We start from the raw sequence: 23,006 nt of genomic DNA on the forward strand, positions 1-23,006 counted from the left end.
GGTGGGAGTCCGCTCCCACCCGGCCCCTTCCGTCGTGCGTGCTAGCCGACGAGCGTGGGCGTCTCGTCGCGGACGTCCGAGGCCAGCGCGACCGTGCCGGCCTCGGCGGGACGGCCGAGCGCGCGGTACTGCCAGCCCTTCGACGTGTAGTCGTTGGCGTCCAGGGCGTGGCGCCCGTCCACGATGCGGCGGTGGTTCACGAGGGCGCCGAGCGCGTCAGGATCCGCGTTCCGGAACTCGGACCACTCCGTGAGGAGGGCGACGACGTCGGCCTGGTCCACGGCCTCTGCCATGGAGCCCACGTAGTTGAGGTCGGGGTAACGGCGGTGGGCGTTCTCGTTCGCCTCCGGGTCGTACACGCTGACGATCGCACCCTCGAGGTAGAGCAGGCGGGCGACGTCGAGCGCCGGGGCGTCACGGACGTCGTCGGAGTTGGGCTTGAACGCGGCACCCAGTGCGGCGACCCGCACGCCGTCGAGGTTGCCGCCGGCCAGCTCGCGGATGAGATCCACGGTCCGCACACGGCGGCGGTTGTTGATCGAGTCCACCTCACCGAGGAAGCTGACCGCCTGCCCGACGCCGAGCTCCTCGGCGCGGTACTTGAAGGCCCGGATGTCCTTGGGAAGGCAGCCTCCGCCGAAGCCGAGGCCGGGCTTGAGGAACCGGCCGCCGATGCGGTCGTCGAGGCTGAGCGCCTTGGCGAGGTGGTTGACGTCGGCCCCGGTGGCCTCGCAGATCTCCGCCATGGCGTTGATGAACGAGATCTTCGTGGCGAGGAAGGAGTTCGCGGCGACCTTCACCAGCTCGGAAGTCGCGAGGTCGGCGACGATCACCGGGGTGTCGAGGTCGAGGATCGGCTTGAAGACGGTGCGGAGCTGCTGCTCGGCCCACGCGGATTCGACGCCAAAGACGAGGCGGTCGGGGTACAGGGTGTCCTGCACGGCGAACCCCTCGCGGAGGAACTCGGGGTTCCAGGCGAGCTCCAGTTCCGCGCCGAGCGGGGAGATGGACTGCACCATCTCCGTGATGCGGGCGGCCGTGCCGATCGGGACGGTCGACTTCCCCACCAGCAGGGCCTTGCGGTCGATCCGCGTGGCCAGGGCGGTGAACGCGGACTCCACGTAGCGCAGGTCGGCGGCGGCGGAGTCGGCGGCCTGGGGGGTGCCGACGCAGATGAAGTGCACGTCGCCGAAGGCGGCGGCCTCGTCGAAGTCCGTGCTGAAGCGCAGGCGGCCAGAGGCGAGGGCCTCCTCGAGCTTCTCGGGCAGGCCCGGCTCGAAGAACGGCACCTTGCCGGCGGTCAGCATGTCGATCTTGCGCTGGTCCACGTCGACGCCGAGGACGTCGAAGCCCATGATGGCCATGCACACGGCGTGGGTTGCTCCCAGGTAGCCGGTGCCGATGACGGTCACCCGCGGTGCGGGCTCGTGGTTCTCGGGGGAAGAGCTCATGGTCGGTCCTTTTCTGGAGTGGGGAGAAGCTGGGGTGGGGAACGCGGTCGGTGGGTCAGCCGGAGGTGCAGGGTTCATTCGACAGGCCTTCTCCGGCGTCGGAGGCCGTGTTGCTGCATTCGACGACGTTGTCGCGCACGGGCTTCAGCGAGTAGCCGAGGCCGGGTCCGTTGACCTGGGCCTCGTTGTCGCGGAAGACATTCTCGGTGCCCCAGCCGTCCACGATCTCGTGGGTCTGGAAGCCGTCCTGCGGCGAGTTGGCGCCGGTGTTGCCGTCGATCAGCCAGCCGCGGCCCTTCACGTCCACCCAGGAATCGGCCTCCACGAGGGCGGAGCCGTCGAAGGTATTGGCGCGCAGGACGCCGTCGGCGGTCCCCTCCTTGATGTCGACGCTCTCCGAGGTGGTCCCGGAGATGGTGTTCCCGGCGACCTCGTTGCGGTCGGAACGGTCGGGCTCGCAGTTGCTGATGTCGCACCAGTTGCTCTCGGCCGTGCCGATGTAGACGCCCTCGCCGAACTTGGGCTTGCGCAGGCCGGTGTCGCTGATGGTGTTCCCGATGACGCGGTTGTCCGTGCTGAACTTCCGCAGGTGGATGGCCTCGTCGCCGATGGTGGTGACGGTGAGGCCGGTGATCAGGGTGTCGGTGCTCTGGTCCACCATGACCCCCTTCTGGCCGTTGCGGACCGTGAAGCCCTGCAGCACCCAGTGGGCGGAGTCCTCCAGGTGGAGGATGTAGCCGTCCTCGGTGGTACCGCCGTCCAGGATGCTCTCCGTGGAACCGCAGAGCATGATGGGCTGCTCGGCCGTCCCGGTGGCCGAGGCCGTGAAGTTGCCCGTGTAGACGCCCGGGGCGAGGGCGATGACGTCCCCCGGCTCCGCGGCGTCGAGCGCGTTCTCGAGCTCGGTCGCGTTGGCCACGGGAACCGTCGGTTCGGGGCACTCCGCCGGCGTCTCCACCGGGGCGGGCGCGGGGGCGGCGTCCTGGCTCGTCTCGGGTTGCGTCTCGGGCTGGGTGTCCTCACGATCCCGCGCCGCGCCGTCGCCGTCTTCCCGGTTCAGGCCGACGACCACGACGACGGCGGCCACCGCGATGGCCACGACGGCGAGGAGGAGTGCGACGATTCGTCCGCGGCGCGTCATCGGGCGTCCCGGAGGTCGTCGATACGCACGATTCCGCGGCTGAGCGCCGTCAGCGGCACCCGCTCCTCGTAGGGGTTGCGGATGGTGCGGACGCGCAGGTGCCGCTTGCGGGTGAACGCGGTGGCCACGAGGAGGGCGCCGAGCAGCAGCCAGATGAGGGTCAGCGGCTGGAAGACGGAGTTCACGACGCTCTGGACGGTGGTGGCGGGGTGCCAATTGAGGACGTCGTTCTCCTCGACCAGCGCTCCCGTGGAGGTCTCGTCCCAGATCGGGATGGTGCCGTCCCCGCTGACGTCGTTGCCGGTGACCCGGGTGTCCGGCAGGCTGCCCACGAGGGTCACGCCGTGGCTCGAGATGGAACTCAGGATGTTGCCGGTGACGGCCGCCGAGGCGTCGCGGACGTATACGCCGGTGGGGGTGCCGGAGATCGTGTTGCCGCGGATGTCGGCCTGGGCGCCCGTGTCCCGGACGGCGATGCCCTGCTGCCGCTGGTCGCGGATCTCGTTGTCGATGATGCCGACTCCTTCTGCTGCGTAGTTCACGACGATGCCGACCTCGTTGCCGCGGATGGTGTTGCCCGTGATTCGGAGGTTGTGGCCGCCGCTGAGTTCGATGCCGTAGCGGCCGTTGTCCGCGACCGTGCTCCGGACCACGCGGTTGCTGCCGTAGGTGACCACGGCGGTCCCGACGGCGTTGGGGCCGTCCGCGAGCGGCTGGCCGTCGAGCGAGAGCCCGTTGCGGCCGTTGCCGCTCGCGGTGATGTCCTGCAGTTCCACGCGGGCGCTGGAGCGTCCGACGGCGATGCCGTCCACCGCGTTGTCCGAGGACGTCGTCCCGGTGATGGTGGCGTCCGTGACGGAGCGGTGCAGGACCAGTCCGTCCACGAGGCTGCCGCTGATCGCGGTGTCGCGGATCGCGACGTCGCGGGCATTGGTGATGAAGAGCCCGAACGCGTTGTCCGTGACGGTCAGGTGGTCGATGCCGGCGGTGACGACGCTGTAGTCGAGCTCCGTCTGGTCGGCGAGCGACTGCAGGTCCGCTTCGGGCAGCAGGCGGGCGCCGGCCGGGGCCACGGGTTCTTCGGCGGCCGGGGCCTCCTGGAACGTCCCGGGCGTGTCGGTGCCGGTCAGTGCGAGGCCGCCCGTGTTTCCGCTCCAGAAGCCCAGCGAGGACACCGTGGCGTACGAGAACGAGGCATGCCCGCCGATGGCGCGGACGTAGGCGCGGCCGTCGGAGGTGTCGGTGTCCGCACCGGTGCCGTCCCAGCTCGTGACCGTGACGTCGGACTGCTCGGTCCCGGCCATGGTGAGCGAGCCGCCGAGGGCGACGATCGAGACGAAGGCGTCCTCGTCGCTGCGCATGCGCACGGTCACGCCGTCGTCCCCGCTGAGGGACAGGGTGGCGCCGGGCAGCACCACGATGTTCTCGGTCAGCAGGAACGTGGACGGCGCCTGCTCGGTGAAGGTGTCCGGGGCGAGCCCGAGGAGGTCGGCCGTGGTGTACGGCTCGGTGCGTGCCGGGAGGACGAGCGTGTTCGTGGCCCCGGTGTTGAGCCGGTACGGGCCCTCGAGCCCGTCGACGCGCCAGCGGGCGGCGGAGGCGATGGTGCGCACGTAGACGAGGCGCTCCTCCTCGCTCTTCACGATGCGGGCCTCGCTGCGGGGATCCCCCGTGTACAGCTCGCCCTGGACGTTGCCGTTGGCGGCGATCTCGTTGCGTCCGACGGCGTCCGCCTCGGATCTGTCCCAGACGTTGCCCGCGGCGAGGAAGCCGGCGCCCGCGAGGGCGACGACCAGGAGCGCGAGGAGGCCGAGGAGGATCGGTTTCCGGCCGGTCATGCGACCGCCTCCCGGGTGTCGGACGTGGTCTCGAGGCTCACGGCGTCCTGGCCGTCGCCGCCGATCTGGTCCGCGTGCCGGGTCAGCCAGCCCTGCTTGTTCATGGTCGCGAAGGCGTACAGCTTGATGGGCAGTGCCACGAGGATCACCGCGAAGGCGAGCACCGGGAGGATGAGGATGTCCCGCGGATGGCGGCGCAGGTGGGAGATCCCGCGGATGCCGCGGCCCAGGAGCAGCCAGCACAGGGCTGCGGCGATGCCGAGCACGGTGAAGTCCAGCCGGTTGAAGATGAGGTAGAACATGGTCAGGCCCATGGTCACCGGGGTGAGCAGGATCTGCAGGACGGTGACCTTCGTGATGAAGGGTGTACGCCAGAGCCAGCCGGTACCGATGGCCGTGAGGTAGCAGCGGTAGGAGTTGCGGCTCCACCGCACGCGCTGCTTGACGAAGGCGCTGAAGCTCGCCGGGAACATCGAGAGGGCGCGTGCCGTGGACTGGTGCACGGTCTTGTACCCGGAGGCCAGGACGAGCCAGGTCAGGCGGCCGTCGTCGCCGGAGATGCAGCGCTTGCCGAGGAAGTACTCGTTCTCGAGGTGCTCGAGGACCGGCAGGACGGCGGACCGGCGGTACACCGCGGTGCGGCCGGAGATGCACGGCACGGCACCGGCGGCACCCATCGCCGGCACGTAGTCGAGGTAGCGCAGGTTGACGAGCCAGTCGGCGACACGCCGCCAGACGCTCGTCTCCCGCATGTAGACGGTCTGGTGCGTCCCCACCGCGCCGACGAGCGGATCGATGAAGGGCATCTGGACGTTGCGCAGCAGCTCGGGCTGCCACCAGGTGTCCGAGTCGGTGAGGACCAGGACCTCGTACTGCGCGAGGCGGATCCCGACGCCGAGCGCGGACCGCTTGCCCACGTGGTGGAAGAGGATCGGTTTGATCGTCGGGTCCTGGAGGGCCTCGATGCGGGCGTAGGCGTCGAGGTCCTTGACGTCGAGGACGATGATGATCTCGTCCGGGCCCTGGGCTCGCCAGGACTCGAGCGCGCTCATCAGGATCTCCGGGTCCTCGTGGAAGGACGGGACCACCACGGAGGTGGTGGTGCGGTGGTCTGTGACGATCGGCTTCGCCCGGCGCGACAGGATGAACCGGTACAGCCAGAGGGCCCAGACGATCGTGCCTGCGACGGCCACGGGGAAGTACGGCGAGACCTCGGCCCAGAACGCGCCGGCGCCCGCCCAGTCGAGGCCTGAGGTCCAGGCCGACCACTGGGAGCCGAGGATGCTGAGGCCGACATCGAGGGATGTGCCGGCGGTGGCGGCAAGCGGAAGAGGATGCAAAGGAGTCCTTGGGCAGGCGGGAGCGACTGGGTGGGATGCACATCAGTGGGCTTGGGTCGCCAGGCAGCGTTGCAGGCGGGCTGCGGCGCGGCGGGCGCGGGTGGTAGCGGAACGATCGTCAGCCACCTTCTGATTCGACCCTAGGGCAGACCGCAAGGAAGCCGGATACCTGTCTATTTCCGCGCAACCACCTGTGACAGGATGCACAGCTACTCGGCTGAGAGGGACTACCTGAGCGCCGCGGAGGCGTCCTCGGTGCACCCGCCAGCCGTTCCGGGAGGCCGTTCCGGCGCATCGAAAAGGGCCGTGCGCCCTTCCCGGCGCCACAACGGGCGGGAGAGGGCGCACGGCCCTACGTGGTCCGTAGGGGCGTCGTGTTGCAGGCCGACGTCGCCCCGGTTACGTGGCCGTTACGCGCCACTACCTGTTTTCTGGAGGGCCGCCCCTATGCGCCTCGTCCAGGATGCTCCTCGGGGGTTCCGCGACGTGGGGCACATCACCGCGATGAAACCCGACCCCTGTACTGGACTATTCGCCGATGATCTCTGCGGTTTCCATCCACTGCACTTCGAGGTCCCCGATCTCCGCCTGCAGCTCCTGCAACCGGGCGTTCAGGCCCGCGATGTGCTCGAAGTCGGCGTCGGGCCGTGCGCCGGCGTCGTTCATCTGCTTCTGGGTCTTGTCCTTCTGCGCGTCCACCTTGCTGATCTGCCGCTCGATGCGTGTCAGGTCCTTGCGGGCCTGCCGCAGCTCGGCCTCGGACGTGCTGCCGGCAGACCCGCCGCTGACGGCCGGGGACGCGGCGTTCCCGGTGGCCGTGAGCGGGCCGGCGGCATTCCGCAGCTCGAGGTACTGGTCCACGCCGCCGGGCAGGTCGCGGAGCTTCCCGTCACCGAGCAGCGCCATCTGGGTGTCGGTGACGCGCTCGAGGAGGTAGCGGTCGTGGGAGACCACCACGAGGGTGCCCGGCCAGCCGTCGAGCACGTCCTCGATGGCGGACAGGGTGTCGGTGTCGAGGTCGTTGGTGGGCTCGTCGAGCATCAGTACGTTCGGCTCACCCACGAGCAGCCGGAGCAGCTGCAGGCGACGGCGCTCGCCGCCGGAGAGCTCGCTGACCCTCGTCCACTGCTTCTCGTTGGTGAACCCGAGCTGCTCCACGAGCTGGCTCGCGGAGACCTCCTTGCCGCCGACGGCGAAGACGCGCTTCTCCGCCTCGATGACCTCGATGACGCGGCTGTCGCTGACGTCGTCGAGCTCCCTGACCTCCTGCGAGAGCACGGCGGTCTGGACCGTCTTGCCCCGCTTGAGCTTCCCCGCGGTGGGCTGCAGCTCGCCGTTCAGGAGCCGCAGCAGCGTCGTCTTGCCGGACCCGTTGACGCCCACGAGCCCGAGCCGCTGGCCGGGCGCGAGCCGCAGCGTGATCTTGTCGAACAGCGTCCGCTCGGCACCGTCGCCGTCGTCGATCGTCAGGCTGACGTCCTCGAGGTCCAGGACGTCCTTGCCGAGCCGGGACATGGCCATCTTGCTGAGGGCCAGGGAGTCGCGGGGCTCGGGGACGTCGGCGATGAGCTCGTTCGCGGCCTCGATGCGGAACTTCGGCTTCGCGGTGCGGGCGGGGGCGCCGCGGCGCAGCCAGGCGAGTTCCTTCTTGACGAGCTGCACGCGCTTGGATTCGACGACGGACGCCATGCGGTCCCGCTCGGCGCGCGCGAGGATGTAGGCCGCGTAGCCGCCGTCGAAGTCGTCCACGACGGCGTCGTGGACCTCCCACGTGTGGTTGCAGACCTCGTCCAGGAACCAGCGGTCGTGGGTGACCACGAGCATGCCGCCCTCGGTGGGGCGCCAGCGCTGCTGGAGATGCCGCGCCAGCCAGGCGACACCCTCGACGTCGAGGTGGTTGGTGGGCTCGTCGAGCATGATGACGTCGTCGTCGGCGATCAGCAGCTTCGCGAGGGCCACACGGCGCTTCTGCCCGCCGGAGAGGGAGGACACCTTCGCGTGCCAGTCCACCTCGGAGACGAGGCCGCCCATGACGTCGCGGATCTTCGGGTTGGACGCCCACTCGTGGTCCGCCTGGTCGCCGACGATCGCGCGCCCCACCTCGAGGTCGCCGTCGAGCACGTCCGACTGGTCGAGGTAGCCCACGGAGACGTCACGCCGCTTGGTCACCCGGCCGGAATCCGGGGTGCTGCGCTGTGCGAGGAGCCGCATGAGGGTGGACTTGCCGTCGCCGTTGCGGCCCACCACCCCGATGCGGTCGCCGGCCTCGAGGCCGAGGGACACGTTGTCCAGGATGGTGCGGGTGACGAAGGCGACGCTGAGGCTTTCGGCGCCGAGAAGGTGTGCCAAGGAGATACTGCTTTCGGTTGGAACGGTGGTGCGCGGTCAGGCCGCGGATTCTGTGGCGATCCGCGCCCCGTGGGCCGGACCGTGGACGGTCATCGCCTGCAGCCCCTCGGCCCCGAGGAGCGACTCCAGTTCGGCCGCGTGGCCGGAACTCTGGGTGAGGAAGGCGATGGTAGGACCCGATCCGGACACGATCCCGGCGAGCGCACCAGCGGCCTCCCCCGTTTCAAGGATATCGCCCAGCCCCGGGGCGAGCTCGATCGAGGCACGCTGGAGGTCGTTGTGCAGCAGCGGGGCGAGGCGGAGGGCGTCGCCGGCCCGCATGGCCCCGAGGATCGCGGGGTCGATGGCCGGCTGCGGATCCGGGGCCAGGCCCTCACGCAGGCGGATCCTGTCCAGCGTGCGGTACACCTCGGGCGTGGAGAGGCCGTAGTCGGAGGTCACGAGCACCCAGTGCAGGGGGGTCTTCGAGATGGCCGGGGTCAGGCGGTCCCCGACCCCGAGCCCGACGGCGGTCCCGCCGACGAGCGCGAACGGCACGTCGGCGCCGAGGTCGACGGCGATCTTCGCCAGCTCGTCCCGGGAGAAGCCGCTGCCCCACAGGGCGTCGCAGGCGAGCAGGGCCGCGGCGGCGTCCGCCGAACCGCCGCCCATGCCGCCCGCGATGGGCACGCGCTTGGTGATGTCGAGGTGCACGCCGGTGCGCCCCGGGCTGACCTCGGCGAGGAGTTCCGCGGCGCGCACCGCGAGGTTGGTGCGGTCCAGCGGGATGGACGCGGCGGGGAGGTTCAGGGTGCCCTCGTTGTTGACGCTCACGCTGATGCCGTCGCCGGCCGTCTCCGTGGCCGTGACCTCCTCGTACAGGGACACCGCGAGGAAGACGCTGGCGATCCCGTGGTAGCCGTCCTCCCGGGGCGGGCCCACCGCGAGGGAGACGTTGATCTTCCCCGGGGCCCTGACGCGCACGGACCGGGCGCCGGAGCGCATGTCGACTGTTCTGCCCGAGGCCATACCCACCAACCTAACCCACCCGTCTTCCGCGGATCCTCCTGGAACTTCTCCTGCGACCTGTCCCGCGATGTGTCCCGCGGCCTGCCTGTGACCTGCCTGCGGCGTCAGTGCGCGGGCGCGGCGCCCGGGGCGTCCGCGCGGGCCTCCGCGATGCGCGCGAACGCCGTGATGTCGAGGACCTCGCCGCGGGCGGTCGGGTCCACCCCGGCCGCCCGGAGGGCCTGCTCCGCCAGGACCGGGCTGCCGGCCCAGCCCGCGAGCGCCGCACGCAGCGTCTTGCGGCGCTGAGCGAAGGCGGCATCGATGACGGCGAACACCTGCTCGCGTGTCGCCGTCGTCGCGGGTGGTTCCCGGCGGGTGAAGCGGACGAGGCCCGAGGCGATCTTCGGCGCCGGCCAGAACACGTTCATGCCGATCACCCCGGCCTTGGCCATGCTCGAGTACCAGGCGGCCTTCACGGACGGGACGCCGTAGGTCTTCGACCCGGGAGGCGCGGCCAGCCGGTCCGCCACCTCGTCCTGCACCATGACGAGGCCGTGGCGGAGGGACGGGAAGCGCTCGAGCAGGTTCAGGACCACGGGGACGGCGACGTTGTAGGGCAGATTGGCCACGAGGGAGGTCGGGGCGTACGGCAGGGAGGTCACGCGCAGGGCGTCCTCGAGAACGACGTCGAGGGCCGCCGCCCGGTCGGGCCGCCACTGGGCGATCGTGTCCGGCAGCTTCCCGGCGAGGACGGGATCGATCTCGACGGCGACGACGCGCTCCGCGGCGTCGAGCAGGCCGAGGGTGAGGGACCCGAGGCCCGGACCCACCTCGAGCACGATCTCGGCGGGGCCGAGGTTCGCAGCGGCGACGATCCTGCGGATGGTGTTGCCGTCGATCACGAAGTTCTGCCCGAGGGTCTTGGTGGGCCGGATGTCCACCTCTGCTGCCAGGCGGCGGATGTCCGCTGCTCCGAGGAGGGGTGCCGGCGGGCCGGCGGCGGGGGACGTGGTCACCCTGCCATCGTATCGGTCCGGGTGTGCCGGAGTCGGCGACGCTTGGTGGAACCCCTGGTCTCAAGAAGGGCTCCGGGCGCCGCCGACCCGCGGGGCGATCTCCCGGCTGGGGAGGGAGACCACCGGTTTGCCGCCGGCTTCCGGTCTCAAGAGAAGGGCGGCGGGAAGGCATCACCTGCGCCGGTGCGACACGGCGGACAGCTCTGCCTCCCGCTGAACACTACGGAGGCGCCCGGGGCCGGGCACGCGTGCCGACCACCCGAGTGGTCCGGGCGGACACTCGGGTGCCGTCCGGGCGGACACTCGGGTGCCGTCCGGGTACCACCCGTTCTTCTGCGCTCGGCTACGGGGCGGCCCGCTCCCGGTCAGTCCCAGCTGCCGTAGACGGCTTCGGTGTTCGCCGTCAGCCGCGCGCACAGGGCGTCGAGGTCGGTGTCGAGGATTCCCGCCATGGCGCGCACGGTGTACGGCACGGCGTAGGAGGCGTTGGGCCGGCCGCGGTAGGGATGCGGGGTGAGGAAGGGCGCGTCCGTCTCCGTCAGGACGAGCGCGGGATCGGCCACGAGGAGGGCTTCGCGCAGGTTCGCGGCATTCTTGAACGTCACGGTGCCCGCGAAGGACATGTACCAGCCGTGCTCGTTGCAGGTCCGGGCGAGCTCGGCGTCGCCCGAGAAGCAGTGCAGCACCACGCGGTCCGGCGCGGTGTCGGAGAGCAGCGTGGCCACGACGTCGTCGTGCGCCTCGCGGTCGTGGATCTGCAGCGCCCTGCCCAGCCGTCGGGCGATGTCGAGGTGGCTGCGGAAGGACGCCAGCTGGCTGCCCCGGCCGTCCTCACCGGTGCGGAAGTAGTCGAGGCCCGTCTCGCCGAGCGCGCGGATGCGGGGCCCGGCGGCGAGCTGCTCGATCTCCGTGAGGGCGTCGTCGAGCGTCCCCGCGGCGGCCAGCAGGGGTGCCTCGTTGGGGTGCAGGGCGACCGCCCCGAGGAGCCGCCGGTCCTGCTCGACGACGGCGGCGGTGAAGCGCGAGGACGCCAGGTCCGTTCCGACCTGGACGGCGCCCCGCACCCCGGCGGCCGCTGCGGCGTCGAGGGCCTCGCCGATGGTGACCTCCACCGCCCCCTCCCGGAAGTCGAAGTGCGTGTGGTTGTCGATCACGGGCACCGGCAGCGGCTCCGGCAGCGGCAGGTACTCACCCCTGCGGCGGCGTCGGGCCGCGGCGCCGTCCCCGGCGCCGTCGGACGTCCCGGCCTCCTCCGGTTCGCGGTAGGCGGGAGGCGTCTGCCCCACCGCGTAGGGGTGGGGGACGGGCAGCACGCTGGTACACATGGTGCCCAGCCTAGTTGTGGTACGGAACTATTTGCCCGGGAAGCAGGTTGAGCTAGTAACCTGTTGAATCATTCAGCTCGGCCAGTCCTGCCCAGCGCCGGAACGGCCGCTGCCATTCCCTGCGTGTCGAGCGATCCCGGCCCTCCGGCGCCGCTCGGCGCGGCAGCCGCACGCATGGAGGATAGCCATGGACGTCCAGCACAACATCGCCGAGGTGGCTGCGGACCCACGGCTCGTGACGACGCCGGACCCGGACGCCGCGGGCTTCTACGCCATCGCCACGCGCATCCTCGACTCCATCCAGACGGTGATCGACGGCAAGCCCGAGGCCGCGCGCCTCGCCCTCACGGTCCTCCTGGCCCAGGGCCACCTGCTCCTCGAGGACGTGCCGGGGGTCGGGAAGACCCTGCTCGCGAAGACCCTCGCCCGGACGATCGACTGCACCGTGAACCGCATCCAGTTCACCCCGGACCTGCTGCCCTCGGACGTCACCGGGGTGTCCATCTACAACCAGGACTCCCGTCGGTTCGAGTTCCGGCCCGGCCCGGTCTTCGCGAACATCGTCATCGGCGACGAGATCAACCGCGCCTCCGCCAAGACGCAGTCCTCCCTCCTCGAATGCATGGAGGAGCACCAGGTGACCGTGGACGGGCACACGCACCTGCTCGGCGACCCGTTCATGGTGGTCGCGACGCAGAACCCGATCGAGATGGAGGGTACCTACCCCCTCCCCGAGGCGCAGCGCGACCGCTTCATGGCCCGGATCTCCATGGGCTACCCCGACGCCCGCGCGGAGGCCGACATGCTGGAGACCCACCAGTCCGTGTCACCGCTCGCGGCCATCCGCCCGGTGGCGAGCGTGGAGGACATCGCCGGGATGATGCGGCAGGTCCGCGGGGTGTACGTCTCGCCGGCGGTGAAGGACTACACGGTGGCCATCGGCCGCGCCACCCGGGAGCACCCCCGGCTGAGGCTCGGCGCGAGCCCGCGGTCGCTGCTGCAGTTGCTGCGGGCAGCGAAGGCCGGCGCCGCCCTGGAGGGACGCGACTTCGTGCTCCCCGATGACATCGCGGCGATCGCCGACGCCGTCCTCGCCCACCGTCTGCTGCTCGACCGCAAGGCCACGAGCGCCGGGGAGACGGCGTCGAGCATCGTGGCGGACGTGCTCTCCCGCGTCCCCGTGGCCCGGGAGGCGCCCCGACGATGACACTCCCCCGTCCCGACACCCCCACCTCCTAGCGTCCGGCGGCCCCTGATGAACCTCATCGAGAAGCTCCCCTCGGGCCTCCTCACCGTGCGCGGCTGGGGGTTCGTCCTGACCGCCGTGGTCGCCCTGCTCTTCGCGCAGGTCCTCGGGCGCCGGGACCTCCTGTACGTGGGGATCCTGCTGCTCGCCCTGCCGCTGGCCTCCGTCGTCGTCCTCCGGCTCGTCAAACCGCGGTTCACGGTGGGCCGCCGGTTCCAGCCGCAGACCATGGAGATCGGCTCCACGACGACCGTCACGCTCTCCCTGACGGCCAGCGTCGCGGGCGGGGCGAGCATCGCCATGGAGGAGCAGCTCCCCGCGCGATTCGGCCAGGCACCCCGGTTCAGCTACCCCTCGCGCAGACCCACCCGCGACGGCGTCTCCCTCTACGAGTACCGGATCCGCTCCACCTCGCGAGGCGTCTACGAGATCGGGCCCGTCACCGCCGAGTTCACGGATCCGTTCGGCCTCGGGAGATCGCGCCACGTCCTCGGCACGGCGGACCCGCTGGTCGTCACCCCCGCGCCGGTCGAGCTGCTCGTCTCGGCGCTCGCCGGATCCCGCGGCAACGACGGCATGGCCGCGACCCGGCGCCAGGCCAACCCGAGCGACGACGACGTCATGACCCGCGAGTACCGGTACGGCGATTCGCTGCGGCGCGTGCACTGGGCCGCGACGGCACGTCACAGCGAGCTCATGGTGCGGCAGGAGGAATCGGTGACCACGCCGCAGGCCACCCTGCTGCTGGACCAGCGGCACCACAGCTTCAGCACCGGTCTCAGCGCGGTCTTCGGCGGAGACGCCGCCGACAGCGCGCTGTCCACGTCGCCGACCTTCGAGTGGGCCGTCACGGCCGCCATGTCGATCAGCGCGCACCTGCTCGAACGCAACTACGCGCTGCGGTTCCTGGACCAGCAGGGGGCGCCCGCCCTCCTGCACTCGCCCTCGGCGGCGTTCCCGGCCGAGGAGGAGCACCACGGGCAGGGCGCCGTCGAGGGCATCGCCGAGGGGCTCGCGGCGCTCGAACTCGCGCCCGAGGCCGGGCACCGCACGCAGGGCCACGTCGAACACTCGGGCAGCACCGCCGTGCGGGCCGGTGAGGCGGCGCGCAGCGCGGTGCGCCGTGGACGCCGGCCCGCCTCCGAGGCTCCCCCGAAGACCCCGCACGCGAGGACCCCGCACGCCGCCTTCGGCGACGACCTCCTGGACCGGCTCGCCGCGAACCGGCACCGCGGGCCGCTGATCGCCGTCCTCGGCCTGATCACCACGGAGGACGCACGGGCCCTGGCCTCGGCGTCCGACTACGGGTCGCCGGCCTACGCCATCCTCGCCACCGACCGTCCCGCCGAGTCGCAGCCCCAGCTCGCCATCCTGCGGGATGCCGGCTGGCATGCCACGGCGGCCTCGCCCGCGGCGAAGCTGCCGGTCGTCTGGGCCGGCCTCGAACACGCCGTCGGCCGGACGTCCGCCCACGCCTCCCCGGCCGCCGCGGCGACGTCGTCCGGGCGTTCCTCACGCGCCCCCGTGCCCGGGGGGCGGGGATGACCTCCACCCTCCCCCGTGCGGCGTCGTCGCCGGCTCCCCCGGCGGCGCGACCGGCGCCGGCGGCGCCTCCGAGCGATCCCTGGCACTGGGTCGTCACGGGGAGCGTGCTGCTCGCCGTGCTCGCCGCCTCCACGAGCCTCAACGGCGTCGTCGAGCCGTGGACGTGGCTCCTTCCCGTGCTCCAGACGCTCGTCCCCGTGCTCCTCGCCATGGCGCTCACCCGGACCCTGCGCCTGAACGGCGCACTCACCGCGCTGGTCGGCCTCCTCGCGCTCGTCGGGGCGCTCACGGCGCGGTTCTTCCCGCGGCAGAGCATCCTCGGCGTCATCCCGGGGCCGGGAACCCCGCTCGAACTGCAGCGCCTCCTCGCCCAGGCGGAGGAGACCGTCGTCTCGCAGGTGGCGCCCGTGCTGCCCGGAGCGGGCCTCGTGCTGGTCCTGTGCGCCGCCCTGGGTCTCATCGCCATCGTCATCGACCTCGTCTCCACGACCATCTGCATGCCGGCGGCCAGCGGACTCGGGCTCTTCGCGATCCTGATCACCCCCGCCGTCGTGAAGCCCGACGGCGTGGGGATGCCCGCCTTCGTGGCCACCGTCCTGGCGTTCCTGCTGCTCCTGGCGCTCGCGCAGCGGCGGGAGGACCGCCTCGCCTCCGGCGGTGCGCGCGCCTCCGCCGGCTTCGCGGGCCGGAGCGCGATCATCGGCGCGGCAGCCCTCGCCGTGACGATGGCCCTGCCGCTCACCATCCCGGGGTTCAACTCCGGGGCCTTCCCGCAGGGCTCCCGGCTCAACGTGTGGGGCACCGCCACCGGGCTGAACCCCGCGGTGACCCTCGGCAACGACCTCCGCAACCCCACCGGCTTCGGCCGGATCACCTACTCCACCAACTCGGACGCCCCCCTGTACCTCCGCGCGGTCACCCTCGAGGACTTCAGCGGCAGGCGCTGGGAGCCCGACCAGCGGATCAACGACCGCGAGACGGGCGTGGCCGAGATCGGGGCGGAGGCGGGCACGCCCGAGAACCCACCCGCGAGCGACACCGTGTTCACGCGCGTCAGCACGCAGAGCTATGCGAGCCCCTGGCTCGTGGCCCCCTACGCGCCGACGGGCGTGGCGAACCTGGCCGGGGCGTGGGCCTGGGATCCGGCGAACCTCTCCATCCTCGCCACCGACGGCGGATCGACGGCACGCCAGGACTACCTGGTGCAGAGCCGCGCCGCGGACCTGACGCGCGAGGGGCTCGGCGTGATCGGCCCCGCGGACCCGGACGCCGTCGCGGAGGTCTTCATGGACCTGCCGGACGACACCCCGGAGATCGTCCGCACCCGGACCGCGGAGGTCACGGACGAGTTCGTGAATCCCTACGACAAGGCCATCGCCATCCAGAGCTACCTGCGGAGCCCCGACTTCTCCTACTCGGTGGAGGCCCCCGTGGACGGCGGGTACGACGGCAACGGCATGGACGTCATGGCCCGCTTCCTCGAGGAGAAGTCCGGGTACTGCGTGCACTACGCGGGCACCATGGCGGTCATGGCGCGTGCGGCGGGCATCCCCAGCCGCGTGGCGATCGGCTACACCCCCGGCAGTCCCACGGGCGACACCGAGGAGGGTCCGCTGGGCACGGAGCTCCGCGAGTTCGTCGTCGATTCCCGCAACGCGCACGCGTGGCCCGAGCTGTACTTCGAGGGCGTGGGGTGGGTCCAGTTCGAGCCCACGCCGTCCCGTGGCGTGGTGCCCACCTATGCGCAGCAGGCGTTCTCGCCGGTCGGGCCGCGCGCGGACGATTCCGATGCGCTGAACCCCGGGGGCAACCCGGATCCGCTGGACCCCTCGGCGGCCCCGACGGACGCCGCGCAGGACGGCGTGGAGGCCCGCGGCGGGGCGGCGCAGGACGACGCCCGACCCGTGGCGAACGTGGCGGCCGGGCTCGGCCTGGTGCTGCTCGCCCTCCTGCCGTTCCTCCTGCGGACGGCGAGGACCCGCGCCCGGCGCCGCACCGTCGTCGTCCGCGACGCGGCAGGTGCCACGGACGGTACTGCCGGCGGCAGGGCGGCGACCGCGGCCTGGGCCGAGACGACGGAGATCGCCGGCGACTACGGCTACCGGCTGGAACCCACCGACACACCCCGGACCTTCGCCGGGCGGCTCACTCGCGACGCCGGGTTCGAGGGCGATCCCGCCACGTCCCTCTCACGCCTGCGCACGGCCTACGAGTTCGAGGAGTACGCGGACCACGGCACCGGGAACCCCGGCTCCCCCGGGTACGTCCCGGCGCCCGGGCGCTGGCCCGCCCCGGCGTCGACCCGCACGCGGCCGGCCGCCGGGCCCCGCTGGGACGACGTCGACACCGTCACGCGGGCACTCCGGGCGAGCAGCACGTGGTCCACCCGGGTCAGGGCGCGGCTGTTGCCGCAGTCGCTGCTCAACCGGTTCCGGAGCAGCGAACGCCGCTGACTCCGCGGGTTCGGGAGGCGGCATCGGAACGCACGAAGGCCGGCACCCAAGGTGCCGGCCTTCGTGCGTGGTCCCGGGAGGTCTAGGAGGCGTAGGGGTCCGCGATCCCCACGTACTGCGTGTACAGGTACTCCTCGATGCCCTCCGCGCCGCCCTCGCGGCCGAGGCCCGACTGCTTGACGCCGCCGAAGGGTGCCGCGGCGTTGGACACGACCCCGGCGTTGAGCCCCAGCATGCCGGTGTCCAGCCGCTCGCCCATCCGCAGGCCGCGGTTCAGGTCGCGTGTGAAGACGTAGGCGACGAGGCCGTACTCGGTGTCGTTGGCCAGTTCCACCGCTTCGTCCTCGGTGCCGAACGTGATGATCGGCGCCACGGGGCCGAAGATCTCCTCCTGCATGATGCGCGAGGACCGGGGCACGTCCTTCAGTACGGTGGCCTGGTAGAAGTAGCCGTCGCCCGTCACGGGGGCGCCACCGGTGACGGCGACCGCGCCGTCGCCGACGGCCGCGGTGACGAGCTCGTGGACCTTGTCCCGGCTCTTCCGGTCGATCAGCGGGCCGAGCTTCGAGGCGTCCTCCGTGCCGCGCGCCGGGGTCATGCCCTCCATGCGCTCGGCCAGAGCCGCGGCGAAGCGGTCGGCCACCGATTCGTGGACGATGAAGCGGTTGGCAGCGGTGCAGGCCTCACCCATGTTCCGGAGCTTCGCGAGCATCGCGCCGGTCACTGCGGCGTCGAGGTCGGCGTCCTCGAACACCACGAACGGCGCATTGCCGCCGAGCTCCATGGAGGTCCGCAGCACGTTCTTCGACGCGGCCGCGAGGAGGTTGCGGCCCACCGGGGTGGAGCCCGTGAAGGAGAGCTTGCGCAGGCGCGCATCCTCGATGAGGGGCCCGGTGACGTCCCCGGCCGTGGTGGTGTTGACGATGTTCAGCACACCGGCGGGAAGGCCTGCCTCCTGCAGGACGGTGGCGAACAGCGAAGAGGTGAGTGGGGTCAGGTTGGCGGGCTTGAGCACCATCGTGCAGCCGGCGGCGATGGCCGGCGCGATCTTCCGGGTCGCCATGGCAAGCGGGAAGTTCCACGGCGTGATGAGCAGGCACGGCCCCACGGGCTTCTTGGTCACGAGCAGGCGCGACTTCCCGTCCGGGGAGACCGAGTACCGGCCCGAGGTGCGTACGGCCTCCTCGGAGAACCACCGCAGGAACTCCGCGCCGTAGGTGACCTCGCCGCGCGCCTCGGCCAGCGGCTTGCCCATCTCGAGGGTCATCAGCAGGGCGAACTCGTCGGCGCGCGCGGTGACGAGGTCGAAGGCACGCCGCAGGATCTCGCCGCGCTCGCGCGGAGCGGTGCGCGCCCAGCCGGCCTGCGCGGCGACGGCGGCGTCGAGCGCGGCCATGCCGTCCCCGGGGGTGGCGTCAGCGAGCGTGAGCAGGGTGCGGCCGGTCGCCGGGTCCTCGACGTCGAACGTGGCTCCGGACGACGACGCCCGCCACTCCCCGTCGATGAGGAGCCCGGTGGGCACCTTGTCGAGTACTGCCTTCTCCTGGTCGGCGGTGACAGCCATTGTGAGCTCCTTCGGGAAGATTCGGGGCGCGCCCCGTCGGGGCATTCCCGCTCACGCTAGACCGGGCGATGAACGGGTGTCCAGTAGGGGCTGCACCACGGAACCGGCTTCCCTTTGGACGAGTGCACAGCACCGGCACGCGTTCGATCAGCGCGCGGCGATCACCGCGGCATACAATTCCCGCTTGCTGACGCGGGCCTCTTCCGCGACCGCCGCCACGGCATCCTTGAGGCGCATCCCGCCGTCGATGAGCGCGTTGACGTCCGCCACGTGGTCCTCGGGCCGTGAGGGCGGCGCCTCCGGGGCGCCGGCGAGGACCACGGCGATCTCCCCGCGCACCTCGTTCTCCTGCGCCCACTGGAGGAGCTCGAGGAGGGATCCGCGGATGACCTGCTCGTGCACCTTGGTCAGTTCGCGGGCCACGGCGGCCTGCCGGTCCGAGCCGAACGCCTGCTGCAGCGAGCGGAGCATCGCCTCGAGGCGGTGCGGGGCCTCGAAGAACACCATCGTGCGGCGCTCCGCGGCGAGGTCGGCGAGGCGCCCCGCCCGCACGCCCGGCTTGCGGGGCAGGAACCCCTCGAAACAGAACCGGTCGGTGGGCAGCCCGGACAGGGCGAGCGCCGCGAGCACCGCGGACGCACCGGGCACCGCCGTCAGGTCGAGGCCCTCGGCGACCGCGGCCTCGACCAGGCGGTAGCCGGGGTCCGAGACCGAGGGCATGCCGGCGTCGGTCACCATCAGCAGGGTCGCGCCGTCCCGGACGAGGTCGAGCAGCTCGGGCGTCCGCTCGGCCTCGTTGTGCTCGTGGTAGCTGATCACCCGGCCCGTCACCGTGACGCCGAGTGCCTGCACCAGGCGGTGGAGCCGGCGCGTGTCCTCGGCTGCGACGACGTCGGCGGTGTGGAGGAGGCCGATCAGGCGCTCGGTCGCGTCCCCCATGTTGCCGATGGGCGTCGCCGCGAGGACGATCCGCCCCCGGCCGCTGTCGTCGCCCGCGGTGCCGCGGTAGGCCGTGATGGGGCTCCGGACGGCGTCATCGGACCGGTCCGTCTCCTGCGCCTCGTCGGGCGCCTCCCCCTCATGCGCCGAGGGGTCCTCCCGGACGGAGTCGGGGGCGTCGTCGTCGAGTGGCTGGTTCACCGGACCAGCCTAGCGCTCCGCACCGGCCAGGCAACCGGCCGGGTGCGGAGCCCGCGCCTCCACCGCCGGTAGCATGGCAGGGTGAGCCCCACCGCCGTCCGACCCCGACGGGACAGCCCCCAGCAGGCCGGATCCTGGGTCCTCGCTCCTTCCCTCGCCTTCACGCGCGACGCGCTGCTGGCCCGCCTCCTCGGCGCTGCGTCCCCGGGCGGCGCCCTGCGCTGGGCCGTCCCGCTGGCCGTGGCCCTGCTCGCCGGCATCCTGCGCTTCGTGCGCCTCGGCGAACCCGGGTCCCTCGTGTTCGACGAGACGTACTACGTCAAGGACGCCTACTCGCTGCTGCAGTCGGGGTACGAGCGTGAATGGCCGGAGAACGCGAACGAGTCCTTCGACGCCGGCAATCCCGGCGTGCTGCTCGGCACCCCCGACTACGTGGTCCACCCGCCGGTCGGCAAGTGGATGATCGCCGTCGGCATGCTGCTGTTCGGCTCGGACAACGCGTTCGGCTGGCGCTTCTCCGCCGCCGCCGTCGGGACCCTCTCGGTGCTCCTGCTCGCCGTCGTCGCCCACCGGATGTTCGGCTCGGCGCTACTGGGGGCCGCGGCCGGGCTGCTCCTCGCGGTCGACGGGCACCACCTCGTGCAGTCGCGCACCTCGCTGCTGGACATCTTCCTGAGCTTCTGGCTCCTCGCCGCGTTCGCGGCGCTCCTGGCGGACCGCGACGACGGACGGCGGCGGCTCGCGGACCGGCTCGCGGCGCCGCCGTACGGGGGCGGGCCCTCCCGCGCGCAGCTGACCTACGGCCCCTTCCTGGGATTCCGTCCGTGGCGCCTCGCAGCCGGCGTGTGCCTCGGACTCGCCCTCGGCACCAAGTGGTCGGCCCTCCCGTTCATCGCCGCGTTCGGCCTGATGACCGTCGCCTGGGACATAAGTGCGCGGCGCATCGCCGGGGTGCACCACTGGGTGCTGGGGGCTGCGCTGAAGGACGGCCCGCCGGCCTTCGCCTGCCTCGTCCCCGTGGCCGCGCTCACCTATCTGGCAGCATGGACGGGGTGGTTCCGGTCCTCGGACGCCTACGACCGCACCTGGGCCCAGCAGAACCCGTCGGAACAGTGGGGCTGGCTGCCCGACGGGCTCCGCTCCCTCGCCGAGTACCACCGCAGCGCCTACGCCTTCCACCAGGGCCTCGGCTCCGACCACCCGTACGAGGCGAGCGCCTGGTCGTGGCTCGTGGTGGGCCGCCCGACGTCGTACTTCTACGAGAAGCCGGCCGGGTGCGGGGCGGAGGCGTGCTCGCAGGCCGTGACCGTGCTCGGCAACCCGCTCATCTGGTGGAGCGCCGCGCTGTCCCTGATCGTGCTCCTGTTCTTCTGGCTGGGCCGCCGCGACTGGCGCGCCGCGGCCATCCTCACCGGTGTCGCGGCGGGCTACCTCCCCTGGTTCCTGTACCCGGATCGGACCACCTTCTACTTCTACGCCGTGGCCTTCGAGCCGTTCCTCGTCCTGTCCCTGGTGTACTGCCTCGGCCTCGTGCTCGGCGGGCCCGCGGCGGACGGCGCCCGGCGGCGGACGGGTATCGTGCTGGTGGGGCTCTTCCTGGCCGCCGCCGTCGCGCTCTCGGCCTACTTCCTGCCCATCTGGACCGCCGAGGTCATCCCCTACGACCAGTGGCGCGACCGCATGTGGCTGCCGAGCTGGATCTAGGCCGCGGCCCCCGGGTCCTCCGGGCCCTACCGGAACGAAAGCGAGCACCTGTGCGCGAAGCCATCACGGAACTCCTGGTCGACCTGCCGGCGACCGGCAACACCACCGACCTCCTGCTGCGGACCCACGACGCCGATCCGGGGCGGGCGCTGTACGCGGTGCGGTCAGGGACGCGATGGCAGGACGTCTCGGCGGCCGAGTTCCTGCAGCAGGTGACGCGCGTCGCCAAGGGCCTGGTGGCGCGCGGTGTGCGGCCCGGCGACGCCGTGGCCGTGATGTCGGGGACGCGCTACGAGTGGACGCTCGCCGACGTCGCGATCTGGTTCGCCGGAGCCGTCACCGTCCCCATCTACGAGACCTCCTCCGCCCACCAGGTCGCATGGATCCTCGAGGACGCACGGCCCGCCGTCGTGTTCGTCGAGGACGGGACCCGGGCCGGCGTGGTCCTGGAGGCGGCACGCCGGGCGGGCCGGGCGGACGCGACCGCCCTGGTCCGGCTGGCCCGCGAGGCGCCCGACGGCGTGGCGAGCCTCGCGACGCTCGGCGAGGACGGCGCCGCGGTGTCCGACGACGCACTCGAGGCGGCACGGTCCTCCCGCGGCCTCGGGGATGCGGCGTCCATCGTCTACACCTCCGGCACGACGGGACGGCCAAAGGGCTGCGTCATCACGCACGGCAACTTCGCGCTGTTCGCCGTCAACACCCTCGAGTTCCTGCCGGAGTTCCTGAGGCAGGAGCACGCCCGGACCCTCATGTTCCTGCCCCTGGCCCATGTGCTGGCGCGTGCCGTCCAGGTGGTGTGCTTCACGGGCGGCATCACGCTGGCGCACTCCGGCTCGGCGCAGCAGCTGCTCGAGGACCTGAGGACCTTCAAGCCGACGTTCCTGCTCGCCGTCCCGCGCATCTTCGAGAAGATCCGCGCCACGGCAGGCCGGCGTGCGGCGGAGTCCGGCAAGGGGCGGCTCTTCGCGGCCGCCGAGCGCACCGCCGTCGCCTACTCGCGTGCGGTGGACGCCGGCGGCCGGGGTGGCCGCGGCCCCTCGCCCGTCCTGCGGGCATCGCACGCGGTCTTCGACAGGCTCGTGTACCCGCGGCTGCGGGACGTCTTCGGCGGCGAGGTCACCTACACGGTGTCCGGGGCCGGCCCGCTCAGCGATCACCTGACCCACTTCTTCCGTGGCGCCGGGGTCATGGTGCAGGAGGGGTACGGCCTCACCGAGAGCACCGCGCCGTGCACGGTGAACACGGTGTCCCTGACGCGCGTCGGATCCGTCGGCATCCCAATGCCCGGCACCAGTGTCCGGCTGGACGACGACGGCGAGGTGCAGGTGAAGGGCGCGGGCGTCTTCGCCGGGTACCACCGGAACGGTGCCGCTACGGCGGAGGCCTTCACCGGTGACGGCTACTTCAGGACCGGCGACCTCGGCGCGCTCGACGACGACGGCTTCCTGACCATCACCGGCCGGAAGAAGGACCTGCTGGTGACCGCGGGCGGCAAGAACGTGGCACCGGGCCCCCTCGAGGAGAAGCTCCGTGAGCACGCGCTCGTCGGCCAGGCCGTCGTCGTGGGCGAGGGCCGGCCGTTCATCGCGGCGCTCATCAGCCTGGACCGCGAGGCCCTCGACCCCTGGGCGGCCGCGCACGGCCGGCCCGGGCTGACCGCGAAGCAGGCCGCCCTGGACACCGACGTCCTCGCCGACCTGCAGTCCGCCGTCGACGGCGCGAACGCCACCGTCTCGCAGGCGGAGCAGATCCGGAAGTTCACCGTGCTCGACGTCGACCTCAGCGTCGAGTCGGGGCACCTGACGCCCACCCTCAAGCTGAAACGGGCCGCCGTCGTCGCCGACCACGCCCTGGCGGTGGACGAGCTCTACGCCAGGCGGTGACCGCGGCGTCCCGGGGAG

The 23,006-nt window shown here is 72.0% G+C and carries 15 protein-coding genes; 5 read left to right on the forward strand and 10 right to left on the reverse strand.

Annotation, left to right across the window (positions count from 1 at the left end; translation table 11 throughout):
* Positions 1-41: 41 nt before the first annotated feature.
* From AC4D2E_RS09305 to AC4D2E_RS09340, 8 genes are all read right to left on the reverse strand, one after another.
* Positions 42-1,451: a UDP-glucose dehydrogenase family protein gene (locus AC4D2E_RS09305; RefSeq protein WP_490952424.1), complete on the reverse strand. Its 1,410-nt coding sequence runs from the start codon at positions 1,449-1,451 to the stop codon at positions 42-44.
* Positions 1,452-1,506: 55 nt separating this feature from the next.
* Entirely contained in the window at positions 1,507-2,592 is a 1,086-nt protein-coding gene (locus tag AC4D2E_RS09310) for a right-handed parallel beta-helix repeat-containing protein (protein WP_490952425.1), read from the reverse strand.
* A complete protein-coding gene (locus AC4D2E_RS09315) occupies positions 2,589-4,430 on the reverse strand; it encodes a right-handed parallel beta-helix repeat-containing protein (protein ID WP_490952426.1) in 1,842 nt (613 codons plus the stop codon). The genes AC4D2E_RS09310 and AC4D2E_RS09315 overlap by 4 nt, the downstream gene beginning before the upstream one ends.
* Positions 4,427-5,770: a glycosyltransferase gene (locus AC4D2E_RS09320; protein ID WP_258069958.1), complete on the reverse strand. Its 1,344-nt coding sequence runs from the start codon at positions 5,768-5,770 to the stop codon at positions 4,427-4,429. The genes AC4D2E_RS09315 and AC4D2E_RS09320 overlap by 4 nt, the downstream gene beginning before the upstream one ends.
* A gap of 528 nt (positions 5,771-6,298) precedes the next feature.
* Entirely contained in the window at positions 6,299-8,119 is a 1,821-nt protein-coding gene (locus AC4D2E_RS09325) for an ABC-F family ATP-binding cassette domain-containing protein (protein ID WP_490952427.1), read from the reverse strand.
* A 36-nt stretch (positions 8,120-8,155) separates the two neighbouring features.
* The gene (locus AC4D2E_RS09330; protein ID WP_104168405.1) at positions 8,156-9,127 is read right to left on the reverse strand and encodes a 4-(cytidine 5'-diphospho)-2-C-methyl-D-erythritol kinase; all 972 of its coding nucleotides are present in this window, start codon (positions 9,125-9,127) and stop codon (positions 8,156-8,158) included.
* A gap of 104 nt (positions 9,128-9,231) precedes the next feature.
* Positions 9,232-10,125 (reverse strand): 16S rRNA (adenine(1518)-N(6)/adenine(1519)-N(6))-dimethyltransferase RsmA, encoded by an 894-nt coding sequence (gene rsmA, locus AC4D2E_RS09335; RefSeq protein ID WP_104168406.1) that lies wholly within the window; start codon positions 10,123-10,125, stop codon positions 9,232-9,234.
* A gap of 365 nt (positions 10,126-10,490) precedes the next feature.
* The gene (locus AC4D2E_RS09340; RefSeq protein WP_104168407.1) at positions 10,491-11,450 is read right to left on the reverse strand and encodes a TatD family hydrolase; all 960 of its coding nucleotides are present in this window, start codon (positions 11,448-11,450) and stop codon (positions 10,491-10,493) included.
* A 187-nt stretch (positions 11,451-11,637) separates the two neighbouring features.
* Here AC4D2E_RS09340 and AC4D2E_RS09345 point away from each other — a divergent pair, with 187 nt between their 5' ends.
* Genes AC4D2E_RS09345 through AC4D2E_RS09355 form a run of 3 tightly spaced genes read left to right on the forward strand, consistent with a single transcriptional unit; the run spans position 11,638 to position 16,694 of the window.
* Entirely contained in the window at positions 11,638-12,657 is a 1,020-nt protein-coding gene (locus AC4D2E_RS09345) for an AAA family ATPase (protein WP_490952428.1), read from the forward strand.
* Positions 12,658-12,705: 48 nt separating this feature from the next.
* Positions 12,706-14,241, forward strand: a complete 1,536-nt coding sequence (locus tag AC4D2E_RS09350; RefSeq protein ID WP_490952429.1) for a DUF58 domain-containing protein — start codon at positions 12,706-12,708, stop codon at positions 14,239-14,241.
* Positions 14,238-16,694, forward strand: coding sequence for a transglutaminase TgpA family protein (locus AC4D2E_RS09355; protein WP_490952430.1), 2,457 nt, complete (start codon positions 14,238-14,240; stop codon positions 16,692-16,694). The genes AC4D2E_RS09350 and AC4D2E_RS09355 overlap by 4 nt, the downstream gene beginning before the upstream one ends.
* 82 nt (positions 16,695-16,776) lie before the next feature.
* Here AC4D2E_RS09355 and AC4D2E_RS09360 read toward each other — a convergent pair whose 3' ends face one another.
* Together AC4D2E_RS09360 and rsmI are read right to left on the reverse strand one after the other, a co-directional pair.
* Positions 16,777-18,258: an NAD-dependent succinate-semialdehyde dehydrogenase gene (locus AC4D2E_RS09360; RefSeq protein ID WP_490910759.1), complete on the reverse strand. Its 1,482-nt coding sequence runs from the start codon at positions 18,256-18,258 to the stop codon at positions 16,777-16,779.
* Positions 18,259-18,405: 147 nt separating this feature from the next.
* Entirely contained in the window at positions 18,406-19,197 is a 792-nt protein-coding gene (rsmI, locus tag AC4D2E_RS09365) for a 16S rRNA (cytidine(1402)-2'-O)-methyltransferase (RefSeq protein ID WP_490952708.1), read from the reverse strand.
* A 282-nt stretch (positions 19,198-19,479) separates the two neighbouring features.
* On the opposite strand from rsmI, the gene AC4D2E_RS09370 reads away from it, so the two are divergent.
* Positions 19,480-21,102: a dolichyl-phosphate-mannose--protein mannosyltransferase gene (locus AC4D2E_RS09370; protein ID WP_490952431.1), complete on the forward strand. Its 1,623-nt coding sequence runs from the start codon at positions 19,480-19,482 to the stop codon at positions 21,100-21,102.
* 50 nt (positions 21,103-21,152) lie between these two features.
* On the forward strand, positions 21,153-22,988 hold the full coding sequence (locus AC4D2E_RS09375; RefSeq protein ID WP_490952432.1) for an AMP-dependent synthetase/ligase: 1,836 nt from the start codon (positions 21,153-21,155) through the stop codon (positions 22,986-22,988).
* Positions 22,989-23,006: the final 18 nt, after the last annotated feature.

Source organism: Arthrobacter sp. TJ-265 (assembly GCF_058269135.1).